This is a genomic window from Oceanobacillus halophilus, from assembly GCF_003628505.1.
GTDB lineage: Bacteria > Bacillota > Bacilli > Bacillales > Amphibacillaceae > Oceanobacillus > Oceanobacillus halophilus.
The window spans coordinates 470,008-488,823 of sequence record NZ_RBZP01000001.1 but is presented as its reverse complement, the minus strand read 5'-3'; the positions used below and the strand labels follow the sequence as shown (position 1 = coordinate 488,823).

The 18,816-nt window shown below is 34.9% G+C and carries 19 protein-coding genes; 18 read left to right on the top strand and 1 reads right to left on the bottom strand.

Features of this window, described 5'->3' with window-relative positions; genetic code table 11:
- Positions 1–10: 10 nt before the first annotated feature.
- From D8M06_RS02470 to D8M06_RS02445, 6 genes are all read left to right on the top strand, one after another.
- Positions 11–310 (top strand): hypothetical protein, encoded by a 300-nt coding sequence (locus D8M06_RS02470; RefSeq protein ID WP_121202765.1) that lies wholly within the window; start codon positions 11–13, stop codon positions 308–310.
- 55 nt (positions 311–365) lie between these two features.
- Positions 366–1,142 (top strand): metallophosphoesterase, encoded by a 777-nt coding sequence (locus D8M06_RS02465; protein WP_121202764.1) that lies wholly within the window; start codon positions 366–368, stop codon positions 1,140–1,142.
- Positions 1,143–1,263: 121 nt separating this feature from the next.
- Positions 1,264–1,848: a genetic competence negative regulator gene (locus D8M06_RS02460; RefSeq protein ID WP_121202763.1), complete on the top strand. Its 585-nt coding sequence runs from the start codon at positions 1,264–1,266 to the stop codon at positions 1,846–1,848.
- Positions 1,849–1,880: 32 nt separating this feature from the next.
- Positions 1,881–2,810, top strand: coding sequence for a D-alanine--D-alanine ligase (locus tag D8M06_RS02455; RefSeq protein WP_121202762.1), 930 nt, complete (start codon positions 1,881–1,883; stop codon positions 2,808–2,810).
- 479 nt (positions 2,811–3,289) lie between these two features.
- The gene (locus D8M06_RS02450) at positions 3,290–4,570 is read left to right on the top strand and encodes a Glu/Leu/Phe/Val family dehydrogenase (RefSeq protein ID WP_121202761.1); all 1,281 of its coding nucleotides are present in this window, start codon (positions 3,290–3,292) and stop codon (positions 4,568–4,570) included.
- 123 nt (positions 4,571–4,693) lie between these two features.
- Positions 4,694–5,674 carry a YpdA family putative bacillithiol disulfide reductase gene (locus D8M06_RS02445; RefSeq protein ID WP_121202760.1) on the top strand — a complete coding sequence of 327 codons (981 nt, stop codon included), beginning with the start codon at positions 4,694–4,696 and terminating at the stop codon, positions 5,672–5,674.
- A 657-nt stretch (positions 5,675–6,331) separates the two neighbouring features.
- Here the strand turns inward: D8M06_RS02445 and D8M06_RS02440 are convergent.
- The gene (locus D8M06_RS02440) at positions 6,332–7,300 is read right to left on the bottom strand and encodes an asparaginase (RefSeq protein WP_121202759.1); all 969 of its coding nucleotides are present in this window, start codon (positions 7,298–7,300) and stop codon (positions 6,332–6,334) included.
- Positions 7,301–7,393: 93 nt separating this feature from the next.
- Here D8M06_RS02440 and prsW point away from each other — a divergent pair, with 93 nt between their 5' ends.
- The 12 genes from prsW to D8M06_RS02380 all read left to right on the top strand — a co-directional run bounded on the left by prsW (position 7,394) and on the right by D8M06_RS02380 (position 18,784).
- Positions 7,394–8,044 (top strand): glutamic-type intramembrane protease PrsW, encoded by a 651-nt coding sequence (gene prsW, locus D8M06_RS02435; RefSeq protein WP_121202758.1) that lies wholly within the window; start codon positions 7,394–7,396, stop codon positions 8,042–8,044.
- A 409-nt stretch (positions 8,045–8,453) separates the two neighbouring features.
- Entirely contained in the window at positions 8,454–9,383 is a 930-nt protein-coding gene (gene sleB / locus D8M06_RS02430) for a spore cortex-lytic enzyme (protein ID WP_121203082.1), read from the top strand.
- A 14-nt stretch (positions 9,384–9,397) separates the two neighbouring features.
- The gene (gene ypeB / locus D8M06_RS02425; RefSeq protein ID WP_121202757.1) at positions 9,398–10,741 is read left to right on the top strand and encodes a germination protein YpeB; all 1,344 of its coding nucleotides are present in this window, start codon (positions 9,398–9,400) and stop codon (positions 10,739–10,741) included.
- A gap of 143 nt (positions 10,742–10,884) precedes the next feature.
- Positions 10,885–11,544 (top strand): flagellar brake protein, encoded by a 660-nt coding sequence (locus D8M06_RS02420; protein WP_147404941.1) that lies wholly within the window; start codon positions 10,885–10,887, stop codon positions 11,542–11,544.
- A gap of 161 nt (positions 11,545–11,705) precedes the next feature.
- Positions 11,706–12,401, top strand: a complete 696-nt coding sequence (gene cmk, locus D8M06_RS02415) for a (d)CMP kinase (protein WP_170150257.1) — start codon at positions 11,706–11,708, stop codon at positions 12,399–12,401.
- A 3-nt stretch (positions 12,402–12,404) separates the two neighbouring features.
- Positions 12,405–12,989: a lysophospholipid acyltransferase family protein gene (locus D8M06_RS02410; protein WP_121202754.1), complete on the top strand. Its 585-nt coding sequence runs from the start codon at positions 12,405–12,407 to the stop codon at positions 12,987–12,989.
- A gap of 120 nt (positions 12,990–13,109) precedes the next feature.
- Positions 13,110–14,243, top strand: coding sequence for a 30S ribosomal protein S1 (gene rpsA / locus D8M06_RS02405; RefSeq protein WP_121202753.1), 1,134 nt, complete (start codon positions 13,110–13,112; stop codon positions 14,241–14,243).
- Between the two features lie 354 nt (positions 14,244–14,597).
- Complete coding sequence (locus D8M06_RS02400) at positions 14,598–15,215, top strand: YphA family membrane protein (protein WP_421904063.1); 618 nt, start codon at positions 14,598–14,600, stop codon at positions 15,213–15,215.
- On the top strand, positions 15,212–16,108 hold the full coding sequence (locus D8M06_RS02395) for a YIEGIA family protein (RefSeq protein WP_121202751.1): 897 nt from the start codon (positions 15,212–15,214) through the stop codon (positions 16,106–16,108). The genes D8M06_RS02400 and D8M06_RS02395 overlap by 4 nt, the downstream gene beginning before the upstream one ends.
- Positions 16,105–16,290, top strand: a complete 186-nt coding sequence (locus tag D8M06_RS02390) for a capping complex subunit for YIEGIA (protein WP_121202750.1) — start codon at positions 16,105–16,107, stop codon at positions 16,288–16,290. Before D8M06_RS02395 ends, D8M06_RS02390 begins: the two co-directional genes overlap by 4 nt.
- A 130-nt stretch (positions 16,291–16,420) precedes the next feature.
- Positions 16,421–17,731: a ribosome biogenesis GTPase Der gene (gene der, locus D8M06_RS02385; protein WP_121202749.1), complete on the top strand. Its 1,311-nt coding sequence runs from the start codon at positions 16,421–16,423 to the stop codon at positions 17,729–17,731.
- Positions 17,732–17,746: 15 nt separating this feature from the next.
- Complete coding sequence (locus tag D8M06_RS02380; RefSeq protein ID WP_121202748.1) at positions 17,747–18,784, top strand: NAD(P)H-dependent glycerol-3-phosphate dehydrogenase; 1,038 nt, start codon at positions 17,747–17,749, stop codon at positions 18,782–18,784.
- The last annotated feature ends 32 nt before the right edge of the window (positions 18,785–18,816 follow it).

The window sequence follows — 18,816 nt, the reverse complement described above, 5'->3', positions numbered from 1 at the left end:
GTGTACATTTATGAATGTTAAGATAGAAGAAGATCAAGCGAATGAATTGCGAAGTCTTTTTGATGAAATAACAGAGGAAAAGCATGGAAGAGAAAAAGAGGTCTTTTCTGAAGAAAGAAGAAATGAAAAAAGAGAGATAGATATACTTGAACTCCCACCTCGAAAGGAAGTACATATAAGCAGGGGGAGGGCTCGTCTGAAAATTAGCAGGCCATTTATTCGCTTTATTTTGGTTGTCATTGTGCTTTTAGCAATAATATTTGGTGCATACTATTATTGGGGAGATGAAGTGTTTCAACTAATGAGTTAGTTACATTGTTTAAATTTTGGAAGAAAGTGGTTATGGTGAAGGAGTTCTTTTAAAATTGAAAAAAAATATCTTGTTTTTTGTGTTTGCTTTTCCAATTTTATTCTTCTATATGATTTATAAAGCACACCATGATAAAATAAAACATCACACCATATTAGATGAGAATATTCCCTCATCATTTGAGGGTTTTCGTATTTTCTTTATTTCAGATATTCATCGTAGGAGAATTAAAGAAACTACACTTCGGTCTATAACGAAGGATATTGATTGTGTCATTATTGGTGGAGATCTAACAGAAAAGAATGTCCCTCTAAAACGTATCAGAAGTAATCTGCAAGAATTAAATAAGTGGAATGTGCCAATTTACTTTGTTTGGGGAAACAATGACTACGAGACTAATTTCGAGGAACTATATACCTTACTTGATCAGGAGAATGTTATCGTATTAGCTAATTCAAGTAAGAATATTAAAAGAGATGATGCTGTGATAAGTTTCTTAGGTTTAGATTGTTCTACATATAAGGAAGCAAGACTTGATTTAGCTCTTAGGGATGCGAAAGGTGATTACTTTATTTTGTTGACTCACATGCCTTCTGGTTATTATGATCTGGAACAAAAAGAAAGAGATAAACTAAATGTTGTTTTAGCAGGCCATACCCATGGTGGACAAATTCGTATAGTTGGATTTGGACCTTATGAGCGGGGAACGTTCAAAAAAGTAGGAAAGACCTCAATATTAATTAGTGAAGGGTACGGTTATACTCTTCTTCCATTTCGTTTAGGTACGGATGCTGAGTGTCACGTTATTTCTTTAAGTAAAGACAGACTTTAAAAGTAAAGTTCAATTATAATTAAATGAGCATATAATGTATTAAGTATTTTTCCACAAGGTGAAAAATGTATTTTTTTATAATGATTGAATTTTAATAAGGCATGTTAAGGAGGATACTAGTATGCGCTTTGAACGTTTGTCTAATGACCAATTTACCATATTTTTACCTTTCGATGATTTAGTAGATCGTGGTTTTACGACTAAGGATATATGGGAAGATGCATCAAGTGTCCGAAATTTGTTTAGTGATATGATGCATGAGGCAAGCTCTGAATTAGGAGTGGAATTAGAAGGGATGTTGTTTGTTCAAGTTCACTTAATGCAAGCGCAAGGAATGCACGTAACAGTGACTCAGAAATTTGAAGATATAAATTGGGACGATGAATATGTCGAGATGAAAGTTACACTTGATGAAAGTAAAGAGATAATCTTTTCTTTTGAAGAGTTTGAACACATTATCCAAGTCGTTGCCTATTTATCATCTATAGGTCTTGTAGGTGGTAAAGTATACCACTTGGATGATCGTTACTATATGTTATTTAAGGAAGAGGATATTAAGAGCCAGTCGAGAGAAGATATTATAGCGGTATTGTCAGAGTTTGCATACCCAAGTATCATAACTTCACACAGGCTTAATGAATATGGTGTAAAGATTTATACTGATCAAGCAGTTACGCAGATTATGTCTGTGTTTTTGAAAAGTTAGTGCTGTAAGTAGATAGAGGAGTGCGTATAAAAATGAAAATTGCTGTTCTTTATGGAGGAATTTCAGGAGAGAGAGAAGTTTCTCTTTCTTCTGGTAAAGGAATTATAGATGCATTAAGGAAAAAAGGACACGAGGTGATTGGAATTGATTTTCACCCAGATCGCCTTTCTGAAATTATAAATTTAAAAGTTGATTTAGTATTTATTGGTCTTCATGGGAAGTATGGAGAAGATGGGAAAATTCAAAGTTTATTAGATATGATTGGTCTGCCGTATGTTGGTTCTGGAGTATTATCATCTGCATTAGCAATGGATAAAGCAAAAGCAAAACAAATATTCGAAATGAATCATATTCCCGTAGCGAAGAGTAAAACATATAAACAAACGGAATATACGGTGGAGCAAATTACAGAGTTAATTAAGGGAAATTTTGAACCTCCCTTTGTTATTAAGCCTAATCAAGAAGGTTCAACTTTAGGGTTAACAATTATTAAAAAAGTTGAAGATATAGCTCAAGCTGTACAGAAATCATTAAGGAGTGATGATACGCTCTTAGTTGAAGATTTTATTCAGGGTAAAGAGTTAACGGTTCCTATTATTGGATCTTCCAGTAGGGAAAAAGCATTACCAATTATTGAAATCATTCCCAAGAATTCATACTATGACTATGAATCTAAATATGCACAGGGTGGAAGCGAGCATATTGTCCCAGCTAAACTAGATGAAAAATTAACGGAACAAATCCAGAAATATGCAATCTTAGCACATCAGGTTCTTGGTTGTGAAACATACTCAAGGGTTGACTTTATTCTTACGGAAGATAACATACCTGTTATCTTAGAAGTAAACACATTGCCTGGTATGACACCAACTAGCCTCTTTCCAGATGCCGCAAAAGCAATTGGAATTTCGTATGAGGATATGATAGAAGAGTTTGTTAACTTGTCCTTGAGTGGCAGATAGAAAAGAATTGTTATTAGATAATGCTCTTTTCTAATAGCATGTAGCTTTTCATAGTTATGTTGCAGTTTTCCTTAAACTCTGACTTGCTTAAAAAGTGCTCTTTCACTTTTTAAATTTTACAGTTGATAGATACTCCAGACTGCTTAACATCCGCTGCGGAAAGCGAATCATTTTGCCGTAGTGAATGACCGCACAGATAATAAGTGTGAGCGAGAGCTACAGCATTCTGAATTGAATTGAAGATATCCAAAGACTGTACAAAATGTAAAGTAAAGTCATGGTAAAAAGCAACATTCTGTTAGACTAGAGCTAAAGCAATAAAACTTACGAAAAGATCCTTAAAACAAGTTAGTTAAAGGAAGGCAGAATCTATCGATAGGAAACCTTTCCTTTTCGTTGCATATTTATATCGAAAGTGTATACTAATCACTGATGGAGCGTTTCCAAATACATTTATGCATTTTGTAGGAGGTAAATTCATGGTAGCCGAACAAGCAGCAGATTCTACCAATACGAATGAAGAAAATATGGATGTACTAATCTCGACACGTGCTGTTATAAAAACTGCATTAGAAAAATTAGGTTACCCGGAAGAAGTCTATGCTTTGTTAAAAGACCCTATGAGAATGATGACTGTCAGGATTCCAGTTAGAATGGATGATGGTGCGATAAAAGTGTTTACAGGTTATCGAGCACAACATAACGATGCAGTCGGACCAACTAAGGGTGGAATCAGATTTCATCCAAAGGTAACGGAAAAAGAGATAAAAGCATTATCGATATGGATGAGTTTAAAAGCAGGAATTGTAGATTTGCCTTATGGTGGAGCTAAAGGTGGTATTATTTGTGACCCAAGAGAAATGTCATTCCGCGAATTAGAGGGATTAAGTCGTGGTTATGTGCGAGCAATCAGCCAAATAGTTGGTCCAACAAAGGATATACCTGCACCGGATGTTTTTACCAATTCACAAATTATGGCTTGGATGATGGATGAATATAGTCGAATTGATGAATTTAATAACCCTGGATTTATTACTGGAAAACCGATTGTACTTGGTGGATCACACGGTAGAGAGACTGCTACGGCAAAGGGCGTAACAATCGTCTTGAATGAAGCAGCAAAGAAAAAAGGAATAGATGTTAAAGGCGCTAGAGTTATTGTACAGGGATTTGGTAATGCTGGTAGTTATCTATCGAAGTTTCTTCATGATGCAGGAGCAAAAGTTGTAGGAATTTCTGACGCGTACGGTGCTCTATATGATGAGGAAGGATTGGATATTGATTACTTGCTGGATCGAAGAGATAGCTTTGGTACAGTAACAAAGTTGTTCAATAAAACCATTACTAACAAAGAGTTATTAGAACGGGAATGCGATATACTTGTTCCAGCAGCTGTAGAAAATCAAATAACAAAAGAAAATGCCCATAAAATCAAAGCCAGGATTGTTGTAGAAGCCGCCAATGGTCCGACTACGATGGAGGGGACAAAAATTCTCAGCGAACGTGGGATATTACTAGTTCCTGATGTATTGGCTTCAGCAGGTGGAGTGACTGTATCCTACTTCGAATGGGTTCAAAATAACCAAGGTTATTATTGGTCAGAGAAAGAAATCGAGGAAAAGCTTAATGAAATAATGGTTAAATCATTTAATACAATTTATAATACTTCAAAAACAAGAAGAGTAGATATGCGATTAGCTGCATATATGGTTGGAGTTAGAAAAATGGCAGAAGCATCCCGTTTCCGTGGATGGGTATAAATTTTTGTAGAGAGAAAGTAGCCTTTTTACTAGTAAACAAAAAGAAAGACGAAAAAACTCTTATCGTTTATAATTGGATAAGAGTTTTTTTGATTAGTTATGGATAGTAAGGAAGTGATTTATTTGTATCATGAGGATGTACTAATAATTGGTGGTGGTCCCTGTGGGATGTCTGCTGCTATCGAATTACAAAATGCTGGATATAAACCAATTATTATTGAGAAGGAAAATATTGTGAATACCATATATAATTTTCCAACACACCAGACATTCTTTAGTTCCAGCGATAAATTAGAAATTGGAGATGTTCCCTTTATTACAGAAAATAAAAAGCCAGTTAGGAATCAGGCATTAGTTTATTATCGCGAAGTAGCCTCAAGGGAAAATCTGCGCATAAAAACATTCGAAAAGGCGTTAAATGTTAAAAAGTTGCCAAATGAAAAATTCCAAGTGGATACATTAACAAAAAATTCACTAAAAAACACATATATTTCTAATAAAGTGATTATTGCAACTGGGTATTATGATCAGCCAAATTATATGAATGTTCCGGGAGAAAATCTAAATAAAGTTATGCATTATTTTAAAGAGGCTCATCCGTATTTTAATAAAGATATAGTTATAGTGGGCGGGAAAAATTCAGCAGTTGATGCTTCGCTAGAACTACATAAAGCAGGTGCTCGGTCTATTACCGTTTTATATCGAGGTTCAACATATTCTAAAAGTATTAAACCATGGATTTTGCCAGAATTTGATTCCTTAATTCGAAAAGGGGAAGTCCAAATGATTTTTAACGCACATGTTTCGGAGATAACGGATACATTCGTGCATTATACCGTCGATGGTCAACATCATAAAGTTAAGAATGATTTTGTTTTTGCTATGACCGGTTACCGCCCAAATATTGCATTTCTAGAGAATGCAGGTGTAATTGTTGATAAAGAAAGTGGAAGACCACAATATAATGAATCAACCTATGAGACGAATATTCCAGGGTTATATATTGCAGGAGTAGTCACGAGTGGTTTTAACAACAATGCTATTTTTATAGAAAATGGACGTTTCCACGGACAAGCTATTAAGGATGCAATAATGAACAAATAAAACGGCTCTTTTCGTATAGTTTGTTGTTTTTGAACTTATACAGTTGATAGAAATTCCTGATATATTTAATTAAGAATAAATAACTAAGAGCGATTCGTTAACACCGCTTCGGAAATACATTCCGCTATGCGTCTGCTCTACTTGTATAAAAAAGAAATATGCTGTTTTAAGGATTATAACGGTCTTAAAACGTCATTTCTAGAGATATAAGCTCAAAGTAATCTTGAGCACCTATTTAAGCGGAGAATGCGGAGACTCCTTGAAAATAAAGGGCAATTTTCTTCGTGCGATATAATGCTGACGTAGCCTTCCTTGTCCTGCGGGAAAAGCACGAGTCCAGACCTGAGCAGCGAGGGATCTACTTGATTAACCTTCTTCGGCCTTTGCGAAGAGGAAGCCTACTTCGAACTATCCTAGTAGACGCAGGCGCAGTAACGGTTTTTCCGCGAGGAGGCTGAGGCCGTGCTCGCGAACCGCAAGTATTCTGCTGGAGCTAATGAACGCACAAATCAAACATAAGTGTAAGCGAGAGCTACACTATTCTAAATTAAAGATATTAGGACTCTATATAAAATGTAAAATAGAGTAATCTTAAAAAGCGATATTTTTTCAGACAAAAGCCAATAATAAAAACATACTAAGATTAGTATGTTTTTATTATGAAGAAAATATATTTTTTAATGCTTCTATATTTTTTGTTTTTTCTAGTGCTATTAGTAATTTAATACGTGCTTTCTGACCAGATAAACCATCTGCGAAAATTAGACCTATGTTATTCAATTGTCTTCCGCCACCATCATAACCATATGTTGGTTGTACGTTACCTTTAAAACATCTGGAGACAAGTACTACAGGAATATTATCTTCAACTATATTTCTTAACGGTTGAACGGTTTCTTTTGGTAAATTCCCCTGCCCTAAAGCCTCAATGACTAATCCATCAGGTTTAGCTTGGTGTACAGCATTTAATAATGTTTCGTTCATTCCTGCATAAGCTTTTAATAGAAAAACGTTACCTGTAATATTTGCAACTTCCATAGTTCTTCTTGAAAGTCGTGTTCGATGAAAAATTATTTTTTCTTTTGTAACCATTCCTATTGGTCCATATTGCGGACTCTGGAAAGTAGCAATATTACTTGTGGATGTTTTCGTGACATTTTCTGCTGTATGTATTTCATCGTTCATAACTATTAAAACGCCTTTTTCTTTTGCTTCATCGTGGATAGCCACTCGAATTGAAGAAAGTAAATTATATAAAGCATCTGAGCCGATTTCATTGGAAGACCTCATGGCACCAGTCAGTATAATTGGTTTGTTTGTTTTTACGACTAAATCTAAGAAAAACGCCGTCTCCTCCAGAGTGTCTGTTCCATGAGTTATAATAACACTATCATAGTTAGGAATTTCTTTTTCAATTTCTTTTGCAATTAATAGCATATGTTGTGGTGTAATTTGTGGAGAAGGCAAATCTAATAGTATTCTTTCTTGGATTTCTGCTTGTATGTTAGAGTGTTCTGCAGAAATATTCGCTAATGGATGTTCTTTTGTGGAATTTACTTCTCCAGTCTTTTGATTTTCAAGCATTGAAATGGTTCCACCAGTATGTATTATTAATATCTTATTCAAGAAATATCACTCGCAATCCAAAATTTATATTTTCATACTTCCTACCTCATGATACGATAAGACTAGTGTTAGTGGAAAGAGGTTAAATATACGATGATTGCTGTTTTGTCTGCCGGTCTAGCACCTGCTTTTGCTTTATTGTCCTATTTTTATTTAAAAGATCGAGTTACGGAACCGTTATCCTTAATAGTTAAAACGTTTTTACTAGGTGCTTTATTAGTATTCCCGATAATGTTTATTCAATATGCTTTATCAACGGAAAATATAACGAACAATGAATTTATCCATTCATTCTTATATATCGCATTCTTAGAAGAATTCTTTAAATGGTTTATTTTTATGTTCTCTATTTATTACCATTCGGAATTCGACGATCATTATGATGGTATAGTGTACGCAGTATCCATTAGTTTGGGATTTGCTTCCGTCGAAAATATCCTGTATTTACTGACTAATGGGATAGAATACGCCTTTTTAAGAGGTTTTTTTCCTGTTTCATCTCATGCGTTGTTTGGTGTTATTATGGGATATTATTTTGGACGAGCAAAAATAACAGAGTATCATACAAATTGGAATAGAGCATATGCGTTATTTATTCCTTTGTTGCTTCATGGGACATATAACTATATATTAATCACTGTAAAAAGTAACTGGATTTATTATTTGATTCCTTTTATGATTTTTCTATGGTTTTTTGCATTGCATCGAATCAAGGCTGCAAACCAATCAAGTACCAATATATAATCATTAAGACCTCTATCTTTAGGGGTCTTTTTTTAATGCCACAAAGAGAATATTTGCTTCACGGGCATGGCTTCAGCCTCCTCGCGGAAAGGTCGTAATTGCGCTTAATTTGCTAGTAACGTTTTGAAGTAGGATTCTTCGGCACAAGGGCCAAAGAAGTTCTTTTTTACGATGTTTTCTTTTAAACAAAATCTGTCACTCAAATTATAAAAAATAGCATCTAAAAGAAAAGCAAGCATGGTATTCGAATAGTAGTTCATATTAAAAAATCAAGAACCAAATTATCATTGATAGTTATTAGCTTACCATAATCTATGCATAAAAAAGATACTTTATCGAAAAATAGATATTACAATACTTAGTGTATCAGGAGGAAAAAATCATGTTCAAACGTTCATACCTGTTATTTATGATAATTTGCACTATATTTCTTGCATTTGAAACGACGTATTCAACTAATCAAGCAAGTGCTTTTAGTTCTCAAGTTATTCAGCAAGGAGCTACTGGCGATGATGTAATTGAACTACAGGCTAGACTACAATATTTAGGTTTTTATAATGGAAAAATTGATGGAGTTTTTGGTTGGGGAACTTATTGGGCTTTAAGAAACTTCCAATATGAGTTTGGTATGAAGGTAGATGGATTAGCTGGACAGAAAACAAAAGATAAACTTGCAAAAGCTAGTAAATATGATAAAGCATTTGTAAAAGAGCAGATTTCGAAAGGAAATAAATTCACCCACTATGGGGGAGTGGATCAAGAGAAACAATCTGCACCAAACCCTCAAAAGAAACAAGAGGAGAACAAAAATCAAAAGCAACAAAAATCACAAGATCAAAAAGAAAGTCAGCCACAAGAAACCCAAGAGCAGAAGTCCGAACCAAGTGAAAATAAACAGGAAAGTGAACCTGCAAAAGAAAGTGAAGCAACAAAAGATAAAGATGACGGACCAAGTGCTACGGCTGTAAATGTGCCACAAGGCTTTTCTCAAAATGATATCCAATTAATGGCTAATGCTGTGTATGGCGAGGCTCGTGGGGAACCGTATGAAGGACAGGTAGCTGTTGCTGCTGTCATTCTTAATAGAGTGGATAGTCCATCATTCCCAAATACTGTGTCGGGTGTGATATTTGAACCAAGAGCATTCACGGCAGTAGCAGATGGTCAGATTTGGTTAACACCAAATGAAAGGGCTAAAGAAGCGGTATTAGATGCAATAAATGGTTGGGACCCTACTGGACATGCTATTTATTACTTTAATCCAGACACAGCTACATCTAGCTGGATTTGGTCTAGACCTCAAATTAAACGGATAGGTAAACATATATTCTGTAAATAGGAAGGTGAACAGGTATGCTAAGGTGGATTTTAATAGCAGTTTTAAGTCTGGGAATTGCCGGAACAGCTTTTTGGGGTTATCAGGAACATCAAGAGAAGAATTCAATATTAGTTCAGGCTGAGAATACGTACCAACGTGCTTTTCATGAACTTGCTTATCATATGGATTTATTACATGATGAAATAGGAACAGCTCTAGCAATGAATTCAGATCAAAGATTATCACCTCAGATGGTAGAAATATGGCGCTTAACTTCAGAAGCCTCTACTAATGTTGGCCAACTTCCATTAGGGTTATTACCTTTTAATAAAACCGAAGAATTTTTATCTGATATTGGTGATTTCACATACCGAACTGCTGTAAGGAATTTGGATGATGAACCGTTGAGCGAAGAAGAAACAGAAACACTTGAAAGTCTGTACGAACAATCAGCTGAAATCGAGAATGAGTTAAGAAAAGTACAGCATTTAGTGCTAGAAGACAATCTGAGATGGATGGATGTCCAGTTAACCTTAGCTAACGAGGATCAGCAAGTCGATAATACAATTATTGATGGTCTTAAAACAGTAGAAAAGACAGTGGAAGGTTTTTCTGAAACCAATGTGGATTCTCCTATTATTGGAACATCTTCAAAACAGCATCAATATCAATACTTAAAAGGTAAACAGGAAATTACAGAAAAACAGGCACTAACTTTAAGTAAAGATCTTTTTGAAGTTAATGATGCGTCTAAGATAAGAATTACTGAAACAGGGGATGGCGCCGATGTACCATTGTATAGTGCTACCTATACGGATGACAATCGTCATGCTTATATGGATATAACGAAACAAGGTGGTCAACCTGTCTCTTTATTAGTTGAAAGGCCGATGAAAGAGAAACAGATAAGTTTAAATGAAGGCATGGAAAAAGCAAAAGCTTATATCGAAGAGTTGGGTTATAAAGATATGGTAATGTTTCATAGCAGTGAATATGATAATACGGGTGCATACTCATTTTTATACTCTGAAAATGGGGTTAGAGTATACTCTGATGCACTTGAAGTGAAAGTAGCTTTGGATAATGGAGATATAATGGGTATTACTGCGCAAAATTACCTTATGAACCACAAAGAAAGAAACATACCCGAACCCGAAATATCTGTTGATGAAGCAAAAGAAATGGTTAATTCGAATGTAGATATTCAAGAAGAGTTTTTGGCAGTAATTGATAACGATATCGGGGAAGAAGTCTTAGCCCATGAATTTTTAGGTACGTATGGTGACGACACGTATCGAATATTTATTAATGCCAAAACAGGAATGGAAGAAAAAGTCGATAAATTAGGTGGTAGTGAAATTAATTATGCTATCAATTAGGGAGTGGTGAAAAGCCTTTCCCTTTTTTTATTTTTCTGTAATAATAGGTATATTGGATGATTTTTCATTAGAAAGCTTTTGTATTAATTATATTTAATGTTCTATGAATTGTAAATTAGGGCATAAAGGGAGTGCGCATAAGAGTGAAGATTGGCACTTTAATCCATATAGAATATGAAGACAATCAATCAAGTGAAGTTAGGAAATATCGTTGTAAAATTATTGAAAAAAACAACCAAGGCCTTATTATTGATTATCCAATTAATGTGAATACAAATAAAACATCCTTTTTACCTATAGGATCAACTATCTTGGTTACTTATGTCTCGAAAGATAAAGCTGTTTATCAATTTCGTAGTATTATTCTTGAAAGAGTTAATATGAAGATACCTGCACTATTGATTAAACTTCCTGAAAAGAAAAAGATAAAACGTATTCAGCGAAGAGAATTTGTTAGGGTAGAATCCGCTATTGATGTTGCTATTCATAGTCTTACAAAAAAATTTGTTCCTTTCACCACAGTAACAGAGGACATTAGTGGTGGTGGCTTATCGTTCATTATTCCAGAAAGGGATATACTTACTATTGGGGAATATATCCAGGTTTTTATAGTTCTGCCAATGAATAACATTGATTCATATTATATTTCTGTAGAGGCAAAAGTGGTTTTTATAAAATCCTTAAAAAGCAACATCAATATAACTTCCGTAAAATTTACAAAAATCACAAAGATAGATCAGCAATTAATTATTCGATATTGTTTTGAAAAGCAGCGACAAGCTAGACAAAAAGAGTTACAGTAATGTGGAATGATTTATTAATAAATTTAAATGATTTTTGAACAACCTCTAATAGACCATTAAATTCTATGTATGTTATTATTTAATATAGGTATGTTAAAGAGTAACATATATAGTAAATAAATAAGAACTTGGTATTATGAGAGGAATGAATTAGTTACATGATAGAAAGAAAGATAGCAATTGCTATTGATGGTCCTGCTGCAGCTGGAAAAAGCACCGTAGCAAAAATTGTCGCAGAAAAACTCTCCTATATCTATATTGATACAGGGGCAATGTATCGTGCAATAACTTTAAAGGCATTGACTCATGGTGTGGAACTGAATGATGAAAAAGCGATACTTGAATTATTATTACATACTGATATTGAGTTGAGTCAAAAGGAAAACAAACAAATTGTTCTTCTAGATGGAGAAGATGTTACAGAAGAAATTCGTACTCAAAAAGTTACAAACAATGTATCTTCTATTGCTAAACTGGCTAGTGTGCGTAAGGAAATGGTTATACGTCAACAAGCATTGGCAGAAAGCCGTGGAGTGGTAATGGACGGAAGAGATATAGGCACACATGTACTGCCTGACTCGGAAGTGAAAATTTTTCTTATAGCGAGTGTGGAAGAACGCGCAAAGCGCAGGTATGAAGAAAATATCCGACGAGGAATTGATTCAAACTTGGAAGAACTTAAAGAAGAGATTAAGACACGGGATGAAATAGACTCTAAACGTGAAGCCTCTCCTTTAATTAAAGCTGAGGACGCAATTGAAGTGGACACAACTTCCTTGTCGATAAATGAAGTTGTACAACAAATATTAAATGCAGTTTCTAACTTTTTGAAAAAGGATAAGGCGAGAAGGGGATAGAAAATGCTTTATAAATTCGCTAGATTTGTTGTATTAATTATCTTATATCCATTATATCGTATAAAAGTAATAGGGAAAGAAAACATACCTAATAAAGGACCAGTATTAATCTGCTCTAATCATATTTCAAATTTTGATCCACCTGTTGTAGGAATAACATCTCCGAGAGATATTTACTTTATGGCAAAAGGGGAATTGTTTGAAAAAAAATTCCTAGGCGGCCTATTAACAAGAATACATGCTTTCCCAGTTAAGCGGGGATTAGCAGACAGAAATGCATTAAGGAATGGCTTGAAAATACTCGAAGAAGGTAACACTCTTGGATTATTTCCTGAAGGCACCAGAAGTAAAACAGGAGAGATAGGAGAACCATTAGCTGGTGCTGGTTTCTTTGCATTACGGTCAGAGGCGGAGGTAATACCCTGTGCAATCATTGGCCCATATAAAAAGTTTAAACCACTTACCGTTATTTATGGAAAACCAATTAACATGGAAAAGTATCGGTCAAAAAAGACATCGGCAAAAGAGATGGCAGATGCAATCATGCAAGAAATTAAAAATTTGAAAGAAAATTATCAAAATCAATAAACATTACTTGACAAATAATTGTAATTATTAGAAGTTATAGAAAGAATAGGTTTTTCTTGTTTGTAATCAAACACGATAAACTGGACTTATTATCGTTACTGTATTTAGGAGGCTATGGATATGAGTGAAGAGAGCAAAGAATTAAAAGAGTTGAACGTTGATGATACGGTTACAGGAACCGTTGTAAAACTGGATGATAAGCAAGTATTAGTAGATATTGGTTACAAGACGGAAGGTATCCTGCCAATAAGCGAATTATCTAACTTACATGTTGAATCAACGAGTGATGTGGTTGAAGAAGGAGATACATTAACATTAAAAGTAAAGAAAATTGAAGATGATGAAGTAATCTTATCTAAAAAAGCAATTGATGCAGAAAAGGCTTGGAAAGAGCTAGAGGAAAAATATGAAAATAAGGAAGTTTTCGAAACTACAGTAAAAGAAGTAGTTAAAGGTGGCTTGGTTGTCGATATTGGGTTACGAGGATTTATCCCTGCATCTTTAGTAGAGACCTTTTTTGTTGAAGATTTTAGTGAATACCAAGGGAAAACCTTAACTGTGCAAATTGTCGACTTAGACAAGGAACAAAATCGAATTATCCTCTCCCATCGTGCCGTAGTTGAAGCGGAAGCTAATGAGAAGAAAAATGCGTTACTTCAATCGTTAGAACCTGGACAAGTGGTGGAAGGTACTGTACAACGTATTACTAACTTTGGTGCATTTGTTGATTTGGGTGGAATCGATGGCTTAGTGCACATTTCACAGTTGTCTCATGAACATGTAGAAAAAGCTTCTGATATAGTCTCAGAAGGTGATAAGATTAAAGTAGAAATATTGTCAGTAGATCGAGATAGTGAGCGAATCTCCCTTTCTCATAAAAATACTTTACCAGGACCTTGGGCAAATATTCAAGAGCGCATTTCCAGCGGAGATACGGTAGAAGGAACAGTAAAACGCCTTGTTAATTTTGGTGCATTTGTGGAAATCTTTCCTGGTGTAGAGGGATTAGTACATATTTCTCAAATTGCTAATCGTCATATTGGCACACCACAAGAAGTGTTGGAAATAGGACAAAAAATAAATGTGAAAGTATTAGATGTGAACGAACAGGAAGAGCGTATTTCCTTAAGCATCAAAGAACTCGAACAAGAGCAAGAAGAGAAAGATTATAAGCAATACGAAAAAGACGAAGAACAATCTGGTTTTCATTTGGGAGATTTAATTGGAGATAAACTGGATAAATATAAGAAATAAGAGACTCTAACAAATAAGTCCTTCCTATTGGGAGGGCTTATTTTTTTTGGAAGGCACTTTTTAAAAGGTCACTTCACTTTAATATGACTTTACCAACATTTTGTATAGAATGCGAATTACTTTAATTAAAGATAAATGTAGTGCCTTGTTGATTTCCGCTCCGGGCAGTTGCTTTCCGTAGCGAAGACTAAGCAGTATTCTTAATTAAATATATCAGGAGTTTCTATCAACTAAACAACTTCAGAAAGTAACAAACAATACGAAAAGAGCGTTCTGGAAAGATAGTATTAACTAACTTAGAATAGCTTCTCCATTAAGTATATATTTAGTCAATTTCTGCAATAATGACTAGTAATGGTGGTGATGGCATTGGGGGCTGGAATTTTCTTTTATTGGTTTAGTTGGATTTTTTGGATAATTATTACATTTTTGATGAATAAGAGCAAGTTTCGGACGGTGCTTGCTTACTGGATACTTCTCTCTATTATCGTATCTCCTTTTACGCTAATGATAGGAGGCTATTCGGTCGCAATGACAGTATTCCTTCTCCTATTTGGAACAATTCTATTGTTAGTGAGACAGCAGCAGATAATCTTTAACTTATTCAAATCATTTACCATCATGGTTGGTTACACAAGTCTTTTGTTTTGGGAAAAAATATCTCCTATATGGATAATTGCTCCAAGAATTATTCTCTTTTCGATTATTATTGGTAGTATAGTAACTTTGATATCAAGAGATTTTTATAGCAGAATAGGTATCTGTCTTCTTGGAATGTTAGTCGGTGAGGTCATCTATAGTTTTATATTAGCAAGTTATGGTCTTCATGAACATATTGGAGAAATGATTTTTCTAGACACATTATCATGGGCACTTTTATTATTAACAATTTTAGACATACTACATAAAGGGAAAAGAAAAATTTCTAAGTACAATACAAAACTACAGACAAAACTAGAGGTGGCAAAATGAACGAGTATACATATCCAATTATTTTTGGCGTAATCATTGGTACTTTATCCAGAGTATTGATGCTGAAAACAGATTATAGACAATATCCAACCTATTTACATGGTAAAATAATCCATGTATCATTAGGGTTTATCGCTTCCTCACTAGGTGCATTGATTATTCCTGCAATTATGGAGAAAAACTATACAGCTGTGACTATCCTGACAGTTGCAGCTACACAGTTTAGAGAAGTTAGAAATATGGAACGAAATACATTAAATGAAGTAGATGATTTCGAATTAGTATCCAGGGGAAAAACATACATCGAAGGAATTGCGATATCTTTTGAAAGCAGAAACTATTTAGTGATTATAACTGCATTCATCGGAACGTTAGTATATATTCTAACCAACCCTTATATAGCAGTTATTGCAGCAGTTATATGTGTCATTGTTTCTAGAGTATTGATGAGCGGAAGCACGTTGAAAGATATTGTGGATATCGAATATAAAGAATTATATTTTGAAGGTGCAGGTTTATATGTAGATAATATTTATATCATGAATATCGGTTTACCGGAAAGACAAGAAGAAATTAAGAAATATGGGATGGGGTTTGTACTTACACCTAAAAACATGAACACAATTAATACTGTGGCTAACCTCGGTCAACGGCAGGCAATACTTCATGATGTTTCAATAGCTTTAGGAGTTTTTCGAGATTCAGGTACACCAGCATTGACTCCACTAATCAAACGGGATTTGGATGATGGTCGTATTGGAGTATTTGTACTACCGCAAGTTAGAGACGTTGAAAAGGCCAGAGAAGTTATTGGTGCGGTTCCTGTACTTGAATCTGCTATTCGACTTCCTTCCCAGTCAAGGACTCACAACAAGGAGGTACATGACAAGTGAATCTTGAAAAAGCAATATTAGCAGTTATTACGATGAATCAAGAAAAAGTTGCTGGAGGTGCTCCAATTTTTGTTTGTGAATCAAAGAAGGAATTAGAACAAATTGCAGCAAATCTAGAAGCAATTATGGATGGGATTGCCCATGCCTTGAGTGAGGAACTATTTATAATCGTAAAACATTAAAAACGTATATATTTCTAATATCGGCGTAAGAATAATCATCACATATGGCTTATAATTGTTAATATTTTCTTCTTTTGCTAGAATATATTAAGTTAAAGAAAAGAATGCGAATGAGAAAGGAACCCTTTTTATGAGGAAATCAGTAGTAGCAATTGTAGGGAGACCTAATGTAGGAAAATCAACTATTTTTAATAGATTGGTTGGGGAAAGGATATCGATTGTAGAGGATATCCCAGGAGTTACAAGAGATCGTATATACGCACAAGCAGAATGGTTAAATCATACATTCAACTTAATTGATACAGGTGGGATAGAACTAGGTGATGAACCATTACTTGTTCAAATGCGTGAACAGGCTGAAGTAGCAATTAATGAAGCAGATGTCATTATCTTTTTAGTAAATGGCAAGGAAGGAATTACCGCTGCTGACGAAGAAGTTACAAAGCTTTTGTATAAATCAAATAAACCGATTGTTCTAGGAGTCAATAAGATTGATAATCCGGAAATGCGTGAGACGATCTACGAATATTATTCCCTAGGTTTTGGGGAGCCGTTTCCTATTTCTGGGTCCCATGGTCTTGGACTAGGTGATCTATTAGATAAAGTTGTGAGTTACTTTCCTGAAAGAAATGATGGGGAAAAAGATGAAGATACCATTTATTTCAGCTTAATCGGTAGGCCAAATGTTGGAAAATCTTCACTTGTCAATGCGTTTCTTAATGAAGAGCGTGTGATTGTTAGTGAAATTGAAGGTACGACAAGAGATGCTATAGACACTCATCTACATCGAGATGGCCAAGATTATGTTATTACGGATACAGCAGGAATGCGTAAGCGCGGGAAAGTTTATGAATCAACGGAAAAATACAGTGTTTTACGTGCATTGAAGGCTATTGAAAATTCAGATGTTGTGCTAGTTTTAATTGATGCAGAAACAGGTATTATAGAACAAGATAAAAAAATAGCAGGATATGCACATGAAGCAGGACGAGCAGTGGTTATTGTAGTTAATAAATGGGATACAGTGGAATCCAATGAGAAAGCCATGAAAGAATTTGAGACGAAAATTCGTGCGCACTTTCAGTTTCTTGACTATGCACCGATTGTATTCTTGTCAGCTAAAACCAAGAAACGATTACACACGTTAATACCAGCAATTAATTTAGCAAGTGAAAATCATGCAAAACGCGTTCCAACTAATGTGTTAAATGATGTAATTATGGACGCGCTAGCTATGAATCCAACCCCAACTGTAAAAGGGAAAAGGTTGAAAGTATTATATGTAACACAAGTAGCGGTTAAACCACCTAGTTTCGTTGTTTTTGTCAATGATCCAGAATTAATGCATTTTTCTTATCAGCGATTTTTGGAAAATAAAATTAGAGATGCATTTGGTTTTGAAGGAACTCCAATTAAGATATTTGCACGCAGACGTGGGTAAAGGGGGAGAATAATCATGGATAAGATAGCAGTCTTAGGAGCAGGAAGTTGGGGAACAGCTTTAAGTATCGTTTTAGCTGATAATGGTAATAAAGTACATCTGTGGACCCATAAACAAGCACAGGCTGAAGAAATTAATGAATTACATCGGAATGAAAGATACCTTGATGTGGATTTACCGGAAAATATTGTGGGATTTTCAGATTTGCCAAAAGCCATCACAAATGTGAAAGCAATTGTAATGGTCGTACCAACAAAAGCAATCCGAGAAGTATCGCAACAATTAAATAGTATTCTAGATTCTCGAATACCTATCATTCATGCCTCAAAGGGTATCGAACCCGGCACATTAAAAAGAGTCTCGCAAATGCTAGGAGAAGAACTGGAATTATATAATGCTGAAGATATTGTTGTATTATCTGGTCCAAGTCATGCGGAAGAAGTAGCATTAAGACATCCAACTACAGTAACTGTTGCCTCCTTGAATAAGGAAAATGCGAAGGTTGCTCAGGAGCTATTTATAAATGAGGCATTTCGTGTCTATACTAGCACCGATGTTTTAGGAATCGAGCTTGGTGGTGCCTTAAAAAACATTATTGCAATTGGTGCTGGTATCTCAGACGGTTTAGGATATGGTGATAATGCGAAAGCTGCTCTTATGACCAGAGGACTTGCGGAAATAGCGAGATTAGGAACAAAATTAGGTGCAGACCCACTAAGCTTTTTAGGTTTATCAGGAGTAGGAGATTTAATTGTTACGTGTACAAGTGTACACAGCAGAAATTGGCGTGCAGGAAATCTTCTAGGAAAAGGACATAATTTAGATGAAGTCCTGGAAGAAATGGGAATGGTAGTTGAAGGGGTTCGTACAGTAAAAGCAGCCTATCAATTTGCGGAAGAAGAAAATGTAGAAATGCCAATTACAACAGGAATTTACCAAGTTTTATTTGAACATCAAAAACCAAAAGATGTGGTAGAACAGTTAATGAGCCGTTCCAAAAGAGAAGAAATGGATGATATTGCTCATTTATTGTATGAGCGCTACACAAACTAACACGTAATCATACTCCTTGCATATACTATCTT

Coding starts and splice junctions, on each gene's coding strand:
- der (WP_121202749.1), top strand. CDS start 16,421: ATGAGGAAATCAGTAGTAGCAATTGTAGGGAGACCTAATGTAGGAAAA.
- D8M06_RS02470 (WP_121202765.1), top strand. CDS start 11: ATGAATGTTAAGATAGAAGAAGATCAAGCGAATGAATTGCGAAGTCTT.
- rpsA (WP_121202753.1), top strand. CDS start 13,110: ATGAGTGAAGAGAGCAAAGAATTAAAAGAGTTGAACGTTGATGATACG.
- D8M06_RS02380 (WP_121202748.1), top strand. CDS start 17,747: ATGGATAAGATAGCAGTCTTAGGAGCAGGAAGTTGGGGAACAGCTTTA.
- ypeB (WP_121202757.1), top strand. CDS start 9,398: ATGCTAAGGTGGATTTTAATAGCAGTTTTAAGTCTGGGAATTGCCGGA.
- sleB (WP_121203082.1), top strand. CDS start 8,454: ATGATAATTTGCACTATATTTCTTGCATTTGAAACGACGTATTCAACT.
- D8M06_RS02460 (WP_121202763.1), top strand. CDS start 1,264: ATGCGCTTTGAACGTTTGTCTAATGACCAATTTACCATATTTTTACCT.
- D8M06_RS02455 (WP_121202762.1), top strand. CDS start 1,881: ATGAAAATTGCTGTTCTTTATGGAGGAATTTCAGGAGAGAGAGAAGTT.
- D8M06_RS02410 (WP_121202754.1), top strand. CDS start 12,405: ATGCTTTATAAATTCGCTAGATTTGTTGTATTAATTATCTTATATCCA.
- D8M06_RS02400 (WP_421904063.1), top strand. CDS start 14,598: ATGGTGGTGATGGCATTGGGGGCTGGAATTTTCTTTTATTGGTTTAGT.
- prsW (WP_121202758.1), top strand. CDS start 7,394: ATGATTGCTGTTTTGTCTGCCGGTCTAGCACCTGCTTTTGCTTTATTG.
- D8M06_RS02450 (WP_121202761.1), top strand. CDS start 3,290: ATGGTAGCCGAACAAGCAGCAGATTCTACCAATACGAATGAAGAAAAT.
- D8M06_RS02395 (WP_121202751.1), top strand. CDS start 15,212: ATGAACGAGTATACATATCCAATTATTTTTGGCGTAATCATTGGTACT.